The organism is Streptomyces sp. NPDC032721, from assembly GCF_055579625.1.
Map to the genome: position 1 here is coordinate 151338 of NZ_JBVIMX010000013.1, position 16614 is coordinate 167951.

Genomic DNA, 16614 nt, shown 5'->3' on the forward strand with positions numbered 1-16614 from the left:
GATGCGCCCCCTCGCCCGGACCCCGTTCCCGCGCCGCTCCGGACAAGCCCTGGGCGCGGCACTGCTGCTCGTCGCGCCCGCACTGCTCGCTGCGGCCCCCGGCGCCCCGGCCGCGCGGGCCGACGGCACGCTCACGGTCACCGTCGTACGGGACGTGAACTCCGACGGCAGCTGGACGGCAGCCCTCGAAGTGGGCGAGGCCGGGATTCCCGTCACCGTGACCGACGCCTCGGGCAAGCAGACCACCGTCGTGACCGGGCCCGGCGGCAAGGTCACCCTCGCCCCCGGCAGCGTCGGCCTCACCGGCGGCCGGTACCGGGTGGAGGCCGTGATCCCGCCGACGAAGCCGTACCTGCGGCCCGCCCAGGCGGGCGGTCCTGCCCCTTCCCTCTCCTCCCTGGTCGAGTTCGTGGACCTGTCGGGCGGCAAGGACGCAGAGGTGCTCACGGGCGTCCACAACCCGGCTGACCACTGCCAGGAGAACCCTGACCTGGCCACCCCCTGCCACCGCCAGGACGCGGCTGGCAGCGTCGGCGGGAAGGCCCTGGTGTCCTGGCCCTACGACCGCACCGGCACCTCGCCCGCGCCCGACACCGAGGCGACCTTCGCCCAGATCGGCGCGACCTACGGCCTGGCCCACAAGCGCGACACCGACCAGCTCTTCGTCGGCGCGCTCACCAAGCGGCTGATCCCCTACGGTCCGGCCGGCCCCGGCGGCATCTACCTGGTCGACCGCAAGACGAAGCAGACCTCGGTGTTCGCCACGGTCCCCGACGCGGGCGACGCCGCCCACTCCGCCGACCTGACCCGCGACACCATGGCCATCAACGACGCCGTGGGCAAGGAGGGGCTCGGCGACCTCGACCTGTCCGAGGACGGCAGCAAGCTGTACGCGGTCGGCCTCAAGGCCAAGAGCCTGTACGTGTACGACACGAGCGGCGCCGCCCCCGGCAAGCCGCAGGCGAGCCCCCGGCAGACCATCCCGATCCCCGACCCCGGCTGCCCCACCGGCGCCGACGACTGGCGCCCGTACGGACTCGGCGTCCACGACGGCGCGGTCTACGTCGGCGGCACGTGCAGCGCCGAGTCCTCGCAGGACCGTGCCGACCTGAGGGCGTACGTCCTGAAGCTGTCCGGCACCACCTTCACGACCGAGGTCAGCCACGCCCTCGACTACGAGCGCGGCATGGGCTACGCGGCCGTGGACGGCGACACGCACTGGGAGCCCTGGCTCAAGACCTGGGACCCGCAGAAGTGGTTCGTCCAGGCCAACTTCCCCGGACCGATCCTGTCCGACCTCGTCTTCGACCGGGACGGCTCGATGGTCCTCGGCTTCCGCGACCGCCTCGGCGACCAGGCCGGTTACGAGGCGCTGGCCCCCGAGGGCAGTACGGACACCCCGCAGCGCTCGCTGTTCCCCGCCATGGGCGACATCACCCGGGTGTGCAGGACCGCGAGCGGCTGGGTGTGGGACAGCACCTCGCCCGCCTGCCCCAACCACTTCGTCAACGGCAGCGCACCGCCGCAGCAGGACGGGGTGAAGGAGTACTACTACGGCGACTCCACCCTCGGCCAGCTCGCCGAATCCCTCCAGGGCGGACTCGCCTTCAAGCCCCGGTTCGACAAGACCGTCTCCACGATCGTCGACCCGCTGGACATCTTCAGCGGCGGCGTGCGCAAGTTCGACAACACCACCGGAGCCGGGTCGCAGGACTACGAGATCGCCAACGGCAAGGGCACCTTCGGCAAGGCCAACGGCCTGGGCGACCTGGAGCTGCTGTGCGACCAGGCACCCGTACAGATCGGCAACCGCGTCTGGTTCGACCGCGACCGCGACGGCATCCAGGGCCCGGCCGAAGAGCCCATCCCCGGCGCCACCGTGACCCTGCGGGACAAGGACGGCAAGGTCCTTCAGACCACCACCACGAACGCGCGGGGCGAGTACTACTTCCAGGTCCAGCCGCGCACCGGCTACCAGATCAAGTTCGACGTGACCACCGGCGACACCAGCGGCATCCCGGAGCGGCCCGCACCCGCCGACCTCGTACCGACCGCACCCGGCCGGGGGACGAACCGGTCGGTCGACTCCAACCCGGACCAGCAGACCCAGCTCGACGTCCTGACCACCGGCGCGGCGGGCGACAACGACCACACCCACGACGCGGGCTACTACGTCCCGCCCACCGGAAAGGTCGCCGTCGTCAAGAAGGACCGCACCACCGGAAAGCCGCTCGCGGGCGCCGTCTTCCAGCTCTGGCACGAGACGAACGGCAGCCCCGGCCTCCAGACCTCGGGGCCGGACGCCGACACGAGCATCGGCGCCCCCTGCACCACCGGCGGCGACGGGACCTGCCGCAGCGCGGAACTGCCACTCGGCAGCTACTACTGGCAGGAGACCGCCCCGCCCCCCGGGTACCTGCCGCTGGACCCCGACCACGTCGGACCGCTGACGCTGACCGTGGAGAACGCCGCGAAGGGCGTCACGGCCGACGCCAGGAACACCCCCAAGCCCGTTCCTCCCGTACCCGGCAGGATCACCGTCCTCAAGAAGGACTCCGTGACCGGGCGCGTGCTGCCGGGCGCCGTCTTCGAACTGTGGCGGGAGAGCAACGGCCGCCCCGGACTCCAGACCTCCGGCAGTGGTCCCGACACCCGGACAGGCCCCGGCTGCGCGACGGACGGCCGCGGCCGGTGCGCCTTCGGCGGCCTGGCCCTCGGCTCGTACTACCTGCGCGAGACGGCGGTGCCCGACGGCTATCTGCCGCCCCGCCCCGCGGTGACCGGCCCGTACACCCTGACCAGGGCCAATGCCGCACAAGGCATCGAGGTCACCCGCACGAATGTCCCCGGGGAACCCCCGAAGGGCAAGTAGCGCCCCCGAGGAGCAGTGCCAGGTGCAGGCACGAACTCCACGACCCCCGCGCCTGCGATTTTGCCAGCGGTATTCACCCGAACGGCGCTTGCGGGGGTGCTCCCCGGAGGTGGGGCGAGTGGGGCGCTGGTAGGGACAGAGAGAAGGACGCGTCGACGAAAGGTCTGATCGTGCCATCACCCCATGCGAACGCCGCACTCGCGGTGGAGTTCCAGCAGGGCATCTCCGATGCCTGGTCCAAGGTTGCCCAGTTCGTGCCGAAGCTCGCCGGTTTCCTGGTGATTCTGCTGGTCGGCTGGTTCGTGTCGAAGATGATCGCCAAGGTGCTCGACAAGGTCCTGCGCAAGGTCGGTTTCGAGCGGCTCAGCGAGCGGGCCGGGTCCGCCCGGATCTTCAACGACTCCAAGTACGACGCGACCTCCCTGGTCTGCAAGGTCGTCTACTACGCACTGCTGCTGATCACCCTCCAGCTGGCCTTCGGGGTCTTCGGCCCCAACCCGGTCAGCGGGATGATCGACAGCATCGTCGCCTGGCTGCCGAGGGCGCTGGTCGCCCTGGTGCTGGTCGTCGTGGCCATGGCCATCGCCAATGCCGTGCGCGGCATCGTCGGCGGCGTGCTGTCGGCCGCCTCGTACGGTCCGATGGTGGCCCGCCTGGTCTGGGCGGTCATCGTGGCCCTGGGCGTGATCGCGGCCCTCGGCCAGGTCGGCATCGCCACCACGGTGACCGAGCCCGTGCTCATCGCCGCGCTGGCCGCGGTCGCGGGCATCCTGATCGTCGGTGTCGGCGGCGCGATGATCCAGCCGATGCGCGGGCGGATCGAACGCTGGATGGACACGGCCGAGGCCGAAACCAGCCGGATGCGGGCACAGCGGGAACCGGCCGACGGCCGGCGCGAGGGTGCCTACCAGGCGGGCAGGGAGGACGCCCTGCGCCACCAGCCGGTGGCGGATCCGGACCGGGTCGACCCCATGTGACCTGGCGTCCCACCCCGGCCCCCCCCGGGTACGCAGGCCCGGTCCGCACCTTTCGTGCGGGCCGGGTCTGCCGCGTCGGGCGGGTCGATCGGGCGGGTCGATCGGGCCGGTCGGACGTGCTGGGTCAGTCGCTTCCGTCGTGTCCGTCGCGCGGGGCGAGGAACCGGTGCCGGTTGACGAGCCAGCTCAGCGCAGTGAGGCGGCACACGGCGTAGTCGTACCCCACGGGCTCGCGCCACCCGTTCTCCGCGAGTGCGTCCAGGAAGCCGAGTGCGTAGTCGGCGAGGGCGTCGCGGTGCGGTGCGGGCGGCTCCAGGCCAGGGTCCTGGGCGCCCAGCCGCCACCGGATCTCCGCCACGTGCTGATCGACCGCGGCGGCGAAACCGGGCTCGAACGCGAACTCGGCGAATCGCCGGTCGAAGTCGGCGCAGACGGTCGTCAGAACACAGGGCATGAGCAGACGCTATGCGACCGATGCACCGATTCCACTACTGAAAGCCCCTTCTGCAAGGAATCTCACGCACCGCCCCCACGGAGAGCGGGTGCTCCGTCTCCCCGTCTTCCCGTCTCCCCGCCCGCTCCCCGTCCGCCCGGACGCACGGCCCACAGCAGCCTCTGCCTGAATCTCTGAATCTCTGAATCCCTGAAGCTCTGGAACCGGGTACAGGACCTCGACGACGCGGCCCGCGCCCGCCTCGGAAGGGGCTCAAGTACGCGCCCACAGAGGCGACTTACTCGACCAGACGCTCCACCCATGAGCAGGCCGAGCAGACCGAGGCGGCCGATCGCGAGACAACCGGCAGCGGCGGTGGCAGGATCTCCGCAACTCACGTCACCACGGTCCCGTGAGCTCCGCCCACCCCGGGCCGCAGCCGAACCTCTCGTATGGAGGCGTCTTGTCCACTCGCACCGCGCTGCCCCTCATCGCCACCGCCGCCGCCCTCGTCGTCGTCAGCACCGGCTGTACGAGTACGAAGACCTCCGGGTCCGGCGGGTCGGCGATCGAACTGGTGAAGGCAGGCAAGCTCACCACCTGCACCCATCTGCCCTACGAACCCTTCCAGTCCCGCAAGGGCAACGAAGTCGTCGGCTTCGACGTCGACATCGTCGATCTGGTCGCCAAGGAACTCAAGGTCACCCAGGAGATCGTCGACACGCCCTTCGAGGGCATCCAGACGGGCGAGGACCTCAACGCGGGCAAGTGCGACCTCGCGGCCGCGGGCATGACGATCACGCCGGTCCGCGAGGAGAACCTGGACTTCTCCGCCCCCTACTTCGACGCCACCCAGGCCCTGATCGCCAAGAAGGGCTCCGCCTACACGTCGCTCGCCGCCCTGAAGGGCAAGAAGCTCGGGGTCCAGCAGGGCACCACCGGCGAGACCTACGCGAAGAAGAACGGCGCGGGCGTCGAGACGGTGCAGTTCGAGGACGTGGCACTGCTGCTCACCGCCGTGAAGACGGGACAGGTCGCCGCCGGCATCAACGACAACGGCGTCCTCTTCGAGTATGCCCGCAAGAACGCGGACACGGCGGTCACCGCCCAGTTCGACACCGGCGAGAAGTACGGCATCGGTGTGCGGACCGGCAACATCGCCCTGCGCAAGGAGATCGACAAGGTCATCAAGGCCGCGCGGGCCGACGGCCGGTACGACGCCATCTACAAGAAGTGGTTCCCCGCCGCTCCGAAGAAGTGAGGAACCCCCACCGATGTCAATGTCCCGACGACAACGGACCCGCGCTGTAAGGGGAGTTCAGTACGGAGCACTGATCGCCGTGGTGCTCGTTCTCGCTCTGGCCACCGACTGGGGCGAGATCCAACGCGCCTTCTTCGACATCGAGGTCGCCAAGGCGCAGTTCCCCGACATCATCACCACCGCGCTGGTGAACACCCTCATCTACACCCTCCTGGGCTTCGGCTTCGGCCTGACCCTGGGGCTGCTGCTCGCGCTGATGCGGCTCTCGAAGGTGCCGCCGTACCGCTGGCTGGCCGTCGCCTACATCGAGTTCTTCCGCGGCGTGCCCGCGCTCCTGGTCTTCATCGCCCTCGGCTTCGGTGTCCCGCTGGCCTTCCAGGTGTCGCTCAACCAGTACGTGACGGTCATGCTGGCGCTCGGCCTGGTGGGAGCCGCGTACATGGCGGAAACGATTCGGGCCGGCATCCTGGCCGTGCCCAAGGGGCAGACGGAGGCGGCGCGTTCGCTCGGTATGTCGCAGGGCAGGGCGATGGTCTCCATCGTCATCCCGCAGGCGTTCCGCATCGTACTTCCGCCGCTCACCAACGAGTTGATCCTGCTGACCAAGGACTCCTCGCTGGTCTATCTGCTGGGCCTGTCGCTGTCCCAGTACGAGCTGGCCAAGTTCGGCAGGGACGCACTGAACCAGAACCGCAGCCTGACCCCGATCCTGATCGCCGGGCTCTGCTATCTGGTGATCACCCTGCCGCTGGGCCATCTCGTCCGGCGGCTCGAAGCACGTACGTCAAGGGCGAGGTGAGCGCGGTGCAGAACTCCGGAACGGAACCGTCGGACAACGCACCCGAAGCACCTGACGCACCCGACGTACCACGTGCCGCGCCCGCGATCGAAGTACGCGCGCTGCACAAGTCGTTCGGCCCGCTGGAAGTGCTGAAGGGCATCGACTTCACTGTCGCTCCCGGCGAAGTGGTGTGCGTCATCGGCCCCTCGGGCTCCGGCAAGTCGACGCTGCTGCGCTGCGTGAACCTGCTGGAGGAGCCCACGTCCGGCACCGTCCTGGTGGCCGGTGACGAAGTCACCGACCCGGAAGTGGACATCGACAAGGTACGCCGCGGGATCGGCATGGTCTTCCAGTCGTTCAACCTCTTCCCACACCTGACGGCCCTTCAGAACCTGACACTCCCTCAACGACGCGTACTGGGACGGGACAAGACCGAGGCGGCCCGCATCGCGCGGGACCGCCTGGCCCGGGTCGGGCTCACCGACAAGGAGTCCGCCTACCCGGCACAGCTCTCCGGAGGCCAGCAGCAACGCGTGGCCATCGCACGGGCGTTGGCGATGGACCCGCAGCTGATGCTCTTCGACGAGCCGACGTCGGCACTCGACCCGGAGCTGGTCGGGGACGTGCTGGCGGTGATGCGTGTCCTCGCCGACGAGGGAATGACGATGCTCGTGGTCACGCACGAGATGAGCTTCGCCCGGGAGGTCGCGGACCGCGTGGTCTTCATGGACGGCGGAGTCATCGTCGAGGAGGGCACCCCCGACCAGGTGATCGGCTCCCCGACCCACGCCCGCACCCGCTCCTTCCTCGCCCGCCTGCTGGACCCGGCGGCAGCGGGCCTGAGCGACAACGGAAAGGGGGACAGCCCCCGGGCAACGCGGGACTGCACGACTTGACGTTGTTGCCGCACGGGGGGCAGGGCATCCCAAGCCGGCCTGATCCGAAAGGCACGCCCTAGGCGCTGTTACGGCGTGCCGGCGAGCCTGCCCATCACGTCGTACGTCTGCTGCGGGGTCAGCGGGGCGACGGAGAGCGGATTGTGCACCGTATTCGTGCTCAGTCCCTCCAGCAGGAAGGCGACTTGGCGGCGCCAGGCGTCGGGTGCGGTGTCCGCGACCGCGCGAGCGAGCATCGCGTTGGTACCGAAGAAGAGCAGGAGGTCCTCACCGGTGAAGTCCGGGCGGATGGCGCCGGTCTGCTGGGCTCGCTCGATGATCCGCGTGGCGGCATCCTTTGTCCGGCCGCAGATGGCCATCAGGCACTCGGCGGCCGGGTAGCGCCCACTGATGACGTCGGCGACCGCGGGATCTGTGGCCTGCAGTTCACAGACTTTCTCGATGTAGTACGCCAGCCCTTCCCGGGCCTCTTCGAAGGCCAGGGCTCGTTCGGCGGCTTCGCCGAGACGGTCCGAGGCCAGGCCGCTCACTACTTCGTCGATGAGCGCCTCACGGGTGCCGAAGAGGTTGTAGAGGGTTCCGTGACTGACACCGGCCCGGCGGGCGATCTCCTTCAGGGGCACCTTGAGGCCGCGCTGCTGGAAGAGCTCGGCTGCCGCTGCTCGTAGTTTCTCCGCGTTCCGTTGCGCGTCGGCCCGCATCCGGTCGTCCCTCCTGGCTCTGGCATTGCGGCCTCCATGCTCTCACTGCCCGGAAGAGCTCTCGCTGTCCGGCGGATTAACTTGACCCCTAGGTCAGGTTGAGTGTTACCGTTCCGCCGACGGACAAGTTGACCCGAGGGTCAAGAAGGCTGTTGCGCAAGGAGCAGGTCCTATGCCCAAAGTAATCGCGGTTTTCGGTGCCGGTAGCGGTCTGGGCGTGTCCGTGGCCCGCCGCTTCGGGCGCGAAGGTTTCCGGGTGGCGCTGGTGGCGCGCCGCAAGGACCGTCTGGATGCCCTCGTCGAGGTGCTCGCCGGCGAAGGCATAGAGGCGGTCGCGTTCTCCGCCGATCTTTCCGAACCCGCCGGTGTGCCGGCTCTCATCGAGGCGATCCACGACCGCCTCGACCGGATCGACGTGATCGCATACGGGCCGATCAGCGGCGACCAGGGCTTCACCCCGGCCGCCGAGTTGGACGCGGCCACCCTGCGGGACCTGACCCCGCTGTTGCTGTTCACCCCGGTCGAGGTGGTCCGGGCGGTGCTGCCCGAGTGGACCGAGCGCGGCGAGGGTGCCTTCCTGCTGGCCCAGGGCTATTCGGCGGCGCAGCCGATGCCCCACCTCAGCGGCCTGGGCCCGGTCATGGCCGCCACCCGCAACTACCTGTACTCGCTCCATGCGGAGTTGGCCGACACGGGTGTCTACGTCGGCGCCCTGACCATTGCGTCATTGATCGCCCGCAGCGAGGTGACCGCCGCGGCCCAGGCCGCCTTCGAATCGGCCGACAGCCCGGCCTTCCCCGTCGTCGACCCGGACGACCTCGCAGAGCACTACTGGGACATGTACACCAAGCGCGACCGCGTCGAGCAATTCCACCCCGAATCGATGACTCCGCAGGCCACCGCATAACGCGCCCGCCTGCCAGGGTGCGCGGGTTGCGGTGGTAGTGCATGGGTCGGCCGTGGGGACCGCGAGGTCTGCCGGCGAGGCCGGGATACGGACTTGCGACACGACAGTGCTCCAGTCCCGCGCCCACCCACCCACACGAGCCGAGGTGAGCAGACGAGGTGCGCCGGTGTGCGCAATCGTGACAGTGGCTACGGCCTCTGACTGTCACCGAGGCACGCAGACAGCCACCGCACCCCGCTACTTTCCTGTCGCATTCAAGGCCGCCGGCGGTGCTCCTGCCACCTGATCTTGTCGATCCCGGCGAGGTCACTCCTCTTGGGCGGCTGGTTGCGCGAGAGTAAGTCCAGCCCACCGATCAAGTTCCTCCGCGTGGCTGCCGACCGCCGTCGCCCGGGCTACCGCCGCGGCTTCCTCAGGCGTTGGCTCACCATTGCGGGAGAGCAGAGCCAGTGGCCAGGCTGGGGTTTCCGAGTGCTCACCGTCGAGGGGGTGCCAGTCCCAGGCTGCGTCGAACCGCCAGACGCGCCCGGCCTGGTCGGCGAGCTCATCGCCTGGTTCGAGGAATGCGTACGGGCGGAACAGCAGCTCGATGCGGATCGGTTCGCCGCCGGCCGGATCGAGCGCGTAAGCCTGGTCCTCCAACTCGGGGTCATAGGTGTCACCCTGCCGCAGGAGGTCGAGGTAGGACGCAGGCCGCGGCAGCATGCCAGTGACCTGGGGCGGATCGAAGTGATAGACCGTCTGGACGTGCACCACGGTCGCGGGAACCCCTACGAGGCAGGTGTCACCCGGCCTCAGCATGGTCTCCGCCGGTTCCGTTCGGAAGATCTCCCACTCGCGCGCCTCAGGCGTGGGAAGCGCTCGCTGCCCGTTCCAGCTGATGTTCTTGGCCTGTGGGTCCACCTCCAGCCACGGCCACCGTACGGAGACGTAGGAGCTGGAGACCTCGGTGACCGTGGTCTCGGTGAACGGGCACTCCAGCTTCAGCACATCACCGGGCCGGTATTCGTCAATCATGGACGCATTCTGCATGCCCTCGCGGGCACGAGACCGTACGGGTACCCGGTTCGCCGGCACGCCTGAATACTGCCCGCCGCGCGAGCTCCGTTCCACGAAGTCCACCTCGTTCGAGAACAGCATCCGACGGCATTCCCGGACCACTTGGCAGCCCCACAGGCCGGAGCCCCACGAACTGCCCACTCGGACTGGCGGGACATGGCCGATACTCACTCGATGTCATTCGGGTGGGCAGATTCCTGCCCGCCGGGCTGTGAGTGACGGATCCGTGCGCCGCCCTTCTCCAGGTCCACGCCGAGTGGTGGGCCCTCGGCGGGCCGGACGTTCTTGCGGATCCTCTCCTGCTCCATCGCCCGCTTCACCGCCTGTGCTGCTGGAGAGAACTCCTCCGCCAGCGCTGAGGTACGGCGCTTCGTCTTGCGGTAGTAGATCCACCTGACGGCGGTGACAACTACCTCGACCCATCACAGAGGGCACGAAGTGCTCTGCGGCGCTCTCGCCTGGACGGTTCGGCCTCGCTTCTTCCCATCTGCGACACCGCCTCCGCCACGAGATGGACGGCTATTAGAATCGCTTGTCATGTCGAAGCTTGACGAGTTGCTCGTTGATGTCGTCGCCCTGGTGGAGTCCGGGCGCAGCAATCAGATGTCTCTGACCGTGGTCGCCGGAGGCGCTGTCATCACAGGACGGCTGGCTCCCGAAGCCGTCTGGAGGCAGCGGGTGTCGGAGGTCCTGGCGGACTCGGCCCACCTGGGTGATTTCTCCCCCGTTTTCACCGCCGCGGCACGCGGGGAGGGACCGCCCACGCATCTGCACTTCCACGTCGCGCGAATTCTGCAGGGCTCGGTGGGCATCCCCGAGACGGGCGGGATGTACCGCGTGGCGATCGCGGACGTCAGTGCCTGGACCGTGGGCGACTTCAGCTACTCCGACCACTGAACGTTCACCGGTACTCACCGGTGCCCCGGACGGCGACACGGTCTGACGTGGCCCGAGCCCCCGTCGAGCCTCCGTGCTGGGCAGCGGTACGCCGGTAGACGCAGAAGCCTCAGCCCGTGCCGGCCCCGGCACACCTCTGTTGTCAGCTTGCGTTTGCCGGGTTCGCCGGGTTCGCCGGCCCGGCGGGCCGATGGTGTTCCGCGTTGATGCGCTGAGCCTCTTCGAGCTGGTCTTCGAGGATGATGATGCGGCAGGCAGCCTCGATCGGGGTGCCGTGGTCGACGAGTTCGCGGGCGCGGGCGGCGATGCGCAGCTGGTAGCGGGAGTAGCGGCGGTGGCCGCCCTCGGACCGGAGCGGGGTGATCAGGCGGGCTTCGCCGAGTGCCCGCAGGAAGTTCTGGGTGGCGCCGATCATCTCGGCGGCCCGGCCCATGGTGTAGGCGGGGTAGTCGTCGTCATCGAGACGGTCGAACGAGTCGTCTGCTGTCATTTGCACCTCTCTGGAACACTCTCGGGAACGCGCTGGAGGGGCCCGGGTGCCATATGGCACCCGGGCCCCGAAGGAACTTGCTACACCATCTGCCGGCTTTAGTACTGCGCCGGCCCTATGTTTCCGCCGACCCGGCCTGATCGCTGCCGGGTGTACGGGGATCGCGGTTGCTTGACCGGAGACCACCTCACTATCGATGTCCTGCGGTACCCGGGCTCGCGACTTCCGCCCGGGCGATCCTGATGGCGCTGGTGTTCCTCCGTTCTTTCCCTCTGGATGAACTGCCTTCTTCGTACTGCTGGTGGCCTTTGCGAGCGCCACTCTCCGGCAGCCAGCCCCGTCGCCCTTCGTGCGTCTGCTCTGGCTTAGAACCCCACTGCCGAACTTCCCGGTGCGCGCGTCCGCAGCCGACGCCTTCACCGAGGTACTGCTCACCTGACTGCACTGCGGAGTACTGCAACTACGGAAACTGCGGTACTGCTCGAACTGCGGTACTGCTCGCGGCGGCCCCTGATCACTGCGGGCCACCCGGTCCGGCCGCCAGTCCCGTCGCCGTCCTGCAACCGCTCTGGCTTCGAAACTCCACCGCCGCACCGTCATGCGTACTGCAACTACGGGTAACACTGCCCGGCAGTTCATCTCTGCCGGGCCCTGCTGATCTCGGCTACGAGAGAAACCATAACCACACCAACATCCAATGTCTACTCCAGCCGACATAGATTTCCGCATGCCCGGCGACGAGGTAATCGGCCTCGCGCGGATAGTACGCGAGGGCCCAGCCGCGCATGCTGGCGAGCTGGCGAGCTGTGCGGACATGACGGCGGAAGCGTTCCTCGGTCATGGCGGTGTTCGGCGGTGTGTGGGGCTGGGCGGCGTCACCGGTGGGCGGTGGGCCCGGGCCTCGGTGCGGGGCGGAGATCGTCGTATCCCTGGCTGCGACGGATCCCTTGCGTTGAAGCGCGCTTCAACTCGTACGGTCGTCGTGTGGCGACCGAACAGATCGACGGGACTCTGACCATTGCTCAGATGTCCGAGCTGACCGGACTCAGCCCTTCCACCCTGCGCTACTACGAACGCATCGGCCTGATCGACAGAGTGGGACGCGGGCTGGACGGACGACGCCGTTATCAGGCAGCGGATCTGGCCTGGATGGCGTTTCTGCTGCGGCTGCGGACGACCGGGATGCCCATCCAGGGGATGTTGGCGTTCGCTGAACTGCGGCGGGGCGGAGACGCCACCGTGCGGGCGCGGCTGGAGCTGCTACGGAGGCACCAGGCGCACGCCAGAAGGGAGTACGAGGCCGTTATGCGCAGCCTCGACGCCGTCGACAACAAAATCGCGCACTACGAGCGACTGGTGGAGGAACAGGATGGGGACATCGAACGAGAGGCATGACGCACGGCGGGGGGCCGAGGCGGGCAGGGGCAGACGGGCCCTCCTGCGGTACGGAGCCGTTGGAGGGGCCGGCGCGATGGCGGCTGCCCTGACGAGGCCCGGCGCGGCGGTGGCCGACAGCGCGGACCGTGGGCCGTCCCAGCGGTATGCGCGGGGCGCTGCCCGTATGAAGGAGATCGCAGGGGAGGATGCTCTCGCCACGGTGGAGGCGCTGGAGGACATCGCCCCGGACCTGGGGCGCTTCGTGGTCGAGTTCGGGTACGGGGATGTGCACGCACGGCCCGGACTCGACGTGAGGCAGCGTCAGTTGGTGACCATCGGCGTACTGACCGCCGCCGGGGACACCGCCCCGCAGTTGCGGTTCCACATCGGCGCGGCGCTGCATGTCGGACTGGACGCGGCACAGGTGGTGGAGGCACTGATCCACCTGGTCCCCTTCGCGGGGTTCCCGCGGACGCTCAACGCGCTGGCCGCCGCGCGCACCGTGTTCAAGGAGCGAGGAGTGCGCGTCGAGCCGATCAAGGTGAAGCCCGGCGGGGACCGCTATGCGCGGGGCGAGGACAAACTGCGCGAGGTCGACGGCGAGCACGGCATCGAGGTGATCAGGTCCCTGAACGACGTGGCGCCCGATCTCGGCCGGTACATCGTCGAGTTCGCCTTCGGGGACGTCTACCCGCGACCGGGGCTCGACCTGAGGCAACGACAGCTTGTCACCCTGGGCGGACTGATCGCCCTCGGTGACACGGCACCCCAGCAAAAGGTGCACTTCAACGCCGCGCTCAGGGTGGGACTTTCACCCCGGCAGGTGATTGAGACGGTCGTCCAAGCCGTCCCGTACACGGGATTCCCCCGCGCCCTCAATGCCGTCGGAGTCCTGCGCGAGGTCTTCGAGGAGCGCGGTATCCGCCCCGTCTGACCGGTACAAGCACCTGGAACGGATAGCGAGCCGGCGCCGCTCATCGACTCGGCCCCCGGCCCGAGGACAGGCCCGTGGCTTCGGACGGCGTCCCGCCTGTCGATGTGCGCCCCGAGTTACTGCCTCAAGCAGGTCGTCCACAGTCCACCGCCGCCACCGTCGCCGTCGGCCCACTCGACCTCGACCAGATCCCGGTCCACAGCGCCTTGACGTTGTATCCAACAGCGGTAGAACGGCTTGGTGATATTGGTGGATCGCCACTGGCCCAGTGTTGTGCGGGAGCGGCATGAAGGCCTTCCGCGGGCGCCCGATGCCAGGGCGTACGCAGACGTTGGCGCGGAGCACTCCCGACCAGCGGGAGGTACCGAGTGTCGAGAGTCGCGGCGTGGGTGACCTTGGGAGCCTGGCTCCTGGGCATCGAAGGCGGTCATGACCTCGCGGACCGTGGTGGGGTGGTGGTGCTGGGGGCTGCCCTGGTGGTACGGGAACCGTGGGTGGGCCGTGCCCCGTTCACCGCGTACCAGGTGGGGATGCAGGACGCCAAGTACCCAGAGCCAGGCGCGCCCTCCAACTCATGCGTGCGTCCCGGTGTGGGCCTCACCGGATGTACGGTGCCGTCTGCTCTGCGTCGCCCGCCGGAGGGTCAGCCGGTCAGTCCGCTGATGGCGTCTCCGACGTACTTCGCACCGAGGACGACCAGGAGCACGGTCATGATCGCGGCGTTGTGCTGTCCCATCCAGGTCTTCCATCCCTGTAGTACGTGTGCGGACTTGGTGCCGCCGAAGACGTACACGAGCAGGGGCACCAGGACGCACAGCGAGCCGATGACGACGAACAGCGCGGCCGCGACGGTCTTGCCGCCGGTGCTCGCCGGGCTGCTCGCGATGGAGGCGGCGCCTCCGACGGCGAGTACCAGGTTCTTGGGGTTGGCGGCAGCCAGCAGGGCGGCGAGTCCGGCGGCCTTGGCCGGGGTGAACTTGTCGATCGCCCGCATCCAGCCGGGCAGTTCGTGCGCGTCTCCTTCCCGCGGCCGGGTCTTCCACTGCTTGGCGCCCATCAGGAGGAAGAGGAGGCCGAGGAGCAGCTTCAGCCAGTACGTCCAGGTGGCCGGGGTGCCGCCGTCGTTGGCTCCGGCGCCGGAGCCGGCCAGGATCACCACGGTGGTGACGGCGGCGAGCGCGACGAGCCAGCCCAGCAGGAAGGCGGTGCCGTTCACCTTTCCGCGTGGTGTGGCGAGCATCAGGACGATGGCGATCAGCGGGATGGGACTGATGGCGATACCCACCGCCGAGGCGAGCATCTGGCCGATGGCGTTGCCCATCGTTTCCTCCTGTGCCGAGGGTTGACTGCACGGGTGCGGGGCCGCCGTGGCCGCCGTCCACCGGGACTGGGTGCGGTGGTCCGGTCGCGGTCAGACGGGGGTGATGTCTCCCAGGCGCCACGTGCGGTCGAAGTACGGCTCCAGCGGGCCGTAGAAGCGGAAGTAGGAGAACCAGTGCCGACCGGGGAGGGTCTGTACCCAGTTCGACTCGCCCACCGGTCCGCTCGGGGGTTCGGGGCCGAAGAAGAGGTCCACCGAGCCGTCGTCGTTGTACTGGAGGTCGCTGTCGCGTGAGCCCCGGTCACCGCGCTGCTGGGGGTTGTCGATCAGGCAGCGGGTGGTGATGTCGTAGACGGTGGCCGACCAGAAGAGCTTGGCGGGCGGGTCCGCGGGGACGTGCAGGGTGTAGGACCTGGAGCCGTCGAGCCACTGGCCGTGTGCGTCGGTGTAGGTGGCGAGATAGGCCTGGCCGAGTCCGGGGGTCTGCGACTTCATCGCGGCGGAGAAGCTGACGGCCTCGTAGAACCAGGCGGCGCGTTCCAGGAGTTGGTCGTGGTGTTCGGCCCGCTGGTCGGAGCGGTCGAGCATGAGGACCAGGTCCCACTGGCGGTCGGGCCAGTAGCGGGCGCCGTCGAAGCGTTTGGCGAAACTGTTGGCCTGGGCCATCCGTTCGCCGACCGTGCTCGCGCGCTCCAGGATCCGGACCAGCCGTTCGTCGGGGGCGAAGGGCTCGCCCTTGACGATCCCGAGCTGTCGCAGCATCGCGAGGTAGAAGCGGTCGCGTTCGTCGACGATCTCCGTCTGGTAGATGTCGTGCAACCGCTCCCAGTAGGCGAGTCCGCGCGGCTGGTCCCCGGACCACGGGCGCCCCTGCGGGGACACCAGCCGGGTCGGGTTCTCCTCGGGGTCCGCGGCATGGGGGTAGATGCGTACCGCCTCGACCAGTGCCTGGGCGCGTTCCGGGTCGGGGTCCAGGGTGCGGAACCCGAACATGATGTTGACGCCGGTGGAGACGAGGACACGCAGGTCACCGGTGTCGGCGGGCGGTTGCTCGCCGGGCGGCACCATGAGGTAGCGGCCGCCCTCGCCCTGGTCGGGGCCCATTTCCCCCATGACGCCGATCTCCCGCTGCCAGAAGTCGGACACTCCGCCCGCCGTGGGTCCGGCAGGCAGTTCGATCACCAGCGGGCCGGTCTCCGAGAGGTCGATGAAGTTGAGGATGTACGGGGTGGTGGCGTTGGCCGTGATGAGGCCGAGCCGGTCCTGGTAGGTGAGGTAGCGGACCAGGTCGCAGGGGCCCGCGCCGAAGGTTTCCCGGTGGACCTTCTGCCACTGGGCGTACGAGACCAGGGGCAGCGCCCACAGATAGGCCTGGCAGGCCATCTGGTGGTCGAGTTCGTCGAAGACGTTTCCCAGGTCTTCACGGCGCGGGAGGTCGCCGTCCGTGGCGAAGGGGCCTGCCGCTGTGGGCCGGGATTCGGCGGACATGCGCTCACCTGTCTCGTTCGCTCGGTGGGGTGGCTTGCGGGCGGTGGCCCCGTACTCCGACGTCAGGTACGAGGCCGATCAGAAGGCGTTCGGAGCGGGCCGCGTGGTCACTGCCGGACGGCGAGCTCGGGCATGGTCAGCTGTGATCGAGCGCGGTGGCCTCCGGCCCGTAGACGCGGATGGCGATGGTGAGGGGGCCGTCCGGTGCGGGCTTCTTCGG

The 16614-nt window shown here is 68.9% G+C and carries 17 protein-coding genes; 9 read left to right on the forward strand and 8 right to left on the reverse strand.

The window, feature by feature from the left end; translation table 11 throughout:
* Position 1 precedes the first annotated feature (1 nt).
* Both ACZ5PB_RS26795 and ACZ5PB_RS26800 read left to right on the forward strand, forming a co-directional pair.
* Positions 2-2872, forward strand: coding sequence for a SpaA isopeptide-forming pilin-related protein (locus ACZ5PB_RS26795; protein ID WP_468694348.1), 2871 nt, complete (start codon positions 2-4; stop codon positions 2870-2872).
* 170 nt (positions 2873-3042) lie between these two features.
* A complete protein-coding gene (locus tag ACZ5PB_RS26800) occupies positions 3043-3849 on the forward strand; it encodes a mechanosensitive ion channel family protein (protein ID WP_468694349.1) in 807 nt (268 codons plus the stop codon).
* A 124-nt stretch (positions 3850-3973) separates the two neighbouring features.
* On the opposite strand, the gene ACZ5PB_RS26805 is transcribed toward ACZ5PB_RS26800, so the two are convergent.
* Positions 3974-4303, reverse strand: coding sequence for a DUF6401 family natural product biosynthesis protein (locus tag ACZ5PB_RS26805; RefSeq protein WP_468694350.1), 330 nt, complete (start codon positions 4301-4303; stop codon positions 3974-3976).
* A 442-nt stretch (positions 4304-4745) separates the two neighbouring features.
* On the opposite strand from ACZ5PB_RS26805, the gene ACZ5PB_RS26810 reads away from it, so the two are divergent.
* From ACZ5PB_RS26810 to ACZ5PB_RS26820, 3 genes are all read left to right on the forward strand, one after another.
* Positions 4746-5543, forward strand: a complete 798-nt coding sequence (locus ACZ5PB_RS26810; protein ID WP_468694352.1) for an ABC transporter substrate-binding protein — start codon at positions 4746-4748, stop codon at positions 5541-5543.
* Positions 5544-5556: 13 nt separating this feature from the next.
* Positions 5557-6342 (forward strand): amino acid ABC transporter permease, encoded by a 786-nt coding sequence (locus tag ACZ5PB_RS26815; RefSeq protein WP_468694354.1) that lies wholly within the window; start codon positions 5557-5559, stop codon positions 6340-6342.
* A gap of 86 nt (positions 6343-6428) precedes the next feature.
* A complete protein-coding gene (locus ACZ5PB_RS26820) occupies positions 6429-7220 on the forward strand; it encodes an amino acid ABC transporter ATP-binding protein (protein ID WP_468694575.1) in 792 nt (263 codons plus the stop codon).
* Between the two features lie 68 nt (positions 7221-7288).
* On the opposite strand, the gene ACZ5PB_RS26825 is transcribed toward ACZ5PB_RS26820, so the two are convergent.
* Positions 7289-7921, reverse strand: coding sequence for a TetR/AcrR family transcriptional regulator (locus tag ACZ5PB_RS26825; protein ID WP_468694357.1), 633 nt, complete (start codon positions 7919-7921; stop codon positions 7289-7291).
* A gap of 172 nt (positions 7922-8093) precedes the next feature.
* Between ACZ5PB_RS26825 and ACZ5PB_RS26830 the strand changes: the two genes are divergently transcribed.
* Entirely contained in the window at positions 8094-8828 is a 735-nt protein-coding gene (locus ACZ5PB_RS26830; protein WP_468694358.1) for an SDR family NAD(P)-dependent oxidoreductase, read from the forward strand.
* A gap of 306 nt (positions 8829-9134) precedes the next feature.
* On the opposite strand, the gene ACZ5PB_RS26835 is transcribed toward ACZ5PB_RS26830, so the two are convergent.
* Both ACZ5PB_RS26835 and ACZ5PB_RS26840 read right to left on the reverse strand, forming a co-directional pair.
* Positions 9135-9845: a hypothetical protein gene (locus ACZ5PB_RS26835; protein ID WP_468694359.1), complete on the reverse strand. Its 711-nt coding sequence runs from the start codon at positions 9843-9845 to the stop codon at positions 9135-9137.
* Positions 9846-10054: 209 nt separating this feature from the next.
* Positions 10055-10195: a hypothetical protein gene (locus ACZ5PB_RS26840; RefSeq protein WP_468694361.1), complete on the reverse strand. Its 141-nt coding sequence runs from the start codon at positions 10193-10195 to the stop codon at positions 10055-10057.
* A gap of 229 nt (positions 10196-10424) precedes the next feature.
* On the opposite strand from ACZ5PB_RS26840, the gene ACZ5PB_RS26845 reads away from it, so the two are divergent.
* The gene (locus tag ACZ5PB_RS26845) at positions 10425-10784 is read left to right on the forward strand and encodes a hypothetical protein (RefSeq protein ID WP_468694362.1); all 360 of its coding nucleotides are present in this window, start codon (positions 10425-10427) and stop codon (positions 10782-10784) included.
* A gap of 142 nt (positions 10785-10926) precedes the next feature.
* Here ACZ5PB_RS26845 and ACZ5PB_RS26850 read toward each other — a convergent pair whose 3' ends face one another.
* Together ACZ5PB_RS26850 and ACZ5PB_RS26855 are read right to left on the reverse strand one after the other, a co-directional pair.
* On the reverse strand, positions 10927-11274 hold the full coding sequence (locus ACZ5PB_RS26850) for a helix-turn-helix domain-containing protein (RefSeq protein ID WP_468694364.1): 348 nt from the start codon (positions 11272-11274) through the stop codon (positions 10927-10929).
* A 664-nt stretch (positions 11275-11938) separates the two neighbouring features.
* Positions 11939-12115: a hypothetical protein gene (locus tag ACZ5PB_RS26855; RefSeq protein ID WP_468694365.1), complete on the reverse strand. Its 177-nt coding sequence runs from the start codon at positions 12113-12115 to the stop codon at positions 11939-11941.
* A gap of 143 nt (positions 12116-12258) precedes the next feature.
* On the opposite strand from ACZ5PB_RS26855, the gene ACZ5PB_RS26860 reads away from it, so the two are divergent.
* Both ACZ5PB_RS26860 and ACZ5PB_RS26865 read left to right on the forward strand, forming a co-directional pair.
* Complete coding sequence (locus ACZ5PB_RS26860) at positions 12259-12669, forward strand: MerR family transcriptional regulator (protein ID WP_468694367.1); 411 nt, start codon at positions 12259-12261, stop codon at positions 12667-12669.
* A gap of 166 nt (positions 12670-12835) precedes the next feature.
* Entirely contained in the window at positions 12836-13585 is a 750-nt protein-coding gene (locus ACZ5PB_RS26865) for a carboxymuconolactone decarboxylase family protein (RefSeq protein ID WP_468694369.1), read from the forward strand.
* A gap of 643 nt (positions 13586-14228) precedes the next feature.
* On the opposite strand, the gene ACZ5PB_RS26870 is transcribed toward ACZ5PB_RS26865, so the two are convergent.
* Together ACZ5PB_RS26870 and ACZ5PB_RS26875 are read right to left on the reverse strand one after the other, a co-directional pair.
* Positions 14229-14906: a GAP family protein gene (locus tag ACZ5PB_RS26870; RefSeq protein WP_468694370.1), complete on the reverse strand. Its 678-nt coding sequence runs from the start codon at positions 14904-14906 to the stop codon at positions 14229-14231.
* 90 nt (positions 14907-14996) lie between these two features.
* Positions 14997-16394, reverse strand: coding sequence for a DUF1254 domain-containing protein (locus tag ACZ5PB_RS26875; RefSeq protein ID WP_468694371.1), 1398 nt, complete (start codon positions 16392-16394; stop codon positions 14997-14999).
* Between the last annotated feature and the right edge of the window lie 220 nt (positions 16395-16614).

Coding starts and splice junctions, on each gene's coding strand:
- ACZ5PB_RS26845 (WP_468694362.1), top strand. CDS start 10,425: ATGTCGAAGCTTGACGAGTTGCTCGTTGATGTCGTCGCCCTGGTGGAG.
- ACZ5PB_RS26875 (WP_468694371.1), bottom strand. CDS start 16,394: ATGTCCGCCGAATCCCGGCCCACAGCGGCAGGCCCCTTCGCCACGGAC.
- ACZ5PB_RS26825 (WP_468694357.1), bottom strand. CDS start 7,921: ATGCGGGCCGACGCGCAACGGAACGCGGAGAAACTACGAGCAGCGGCA.
- ACZ5PB_RS26795 (WP_468694348.1), top strand. CDS start 2: ATGCGCCCCCTCGCCCGGACCCCGTTCCCGCGCCGCTCCGGACAAGCC.
- ACZ5PB_RS26850 (WP_468694364.1), bottom strand. CDS start 11,274: ATGACAGCAGACGACTCGTTCGACCGTCTCGATGACGACGACTACCCC.
- ACZ5PB_RS26815 (WP_468694354.1), top strand. CDS start 5,557: ATGTCAATGTCCCGACGACAACGGACCCGCGCTGTAAGGGGAGTTCAG.
- ACZ5PB_RS26830 (WP_468694358.1), top strand. CDS start 8,094: ATGCCCAAAGTAATCGCGGTTTTCGGTGCCGGTAGCGGTCTGGGCGTG.
- ACZ5PB_RS26855 (WP_468694365.1), bottom strand. CDS start 12,115: ATGACCGAGGAACGCTTCCGCCGTCATGTCCGCACAGCTCGCCAGCTC.
- ACZ5PB_RS26840 (WP_468694361.1), bottom strand. CDS start 10,195: ATGGAGCAGGAGAGGATCCGCAAGAACGTCCGGCCCGCCGAGGGCCCA.
- ACZ5PB_RS26805 (WP_468694350.1), bottom strand. CDS start 4,303: ATGCCCTGTGTTCTGACGACCGTCTGCGCCGACTTCGACCGGCGATTC.
- ACZ5PB_RS26835 (WP_468694359.1), bottom strand. CDS start 9,845: ATGATTGACGAATACCGGCCCGGTGATGTGCTGAAGCTGGAGTGCCCG.
- ACZ5PB_RS26865 (WP_468694369.1), top strand. CDS start 12,836: ATGAAGGAGATCGCAGGGGAGGATGCTCTCGCCACGGTGGAGGCGCTG.
- ACZ5PB_RS26870 (WP_468694370.1), bottom strand. CDS start 14,906: ATGGGCAACGCCATCGGCCAGATGCTCGCCTCGGCGGTGGGTATCGCC.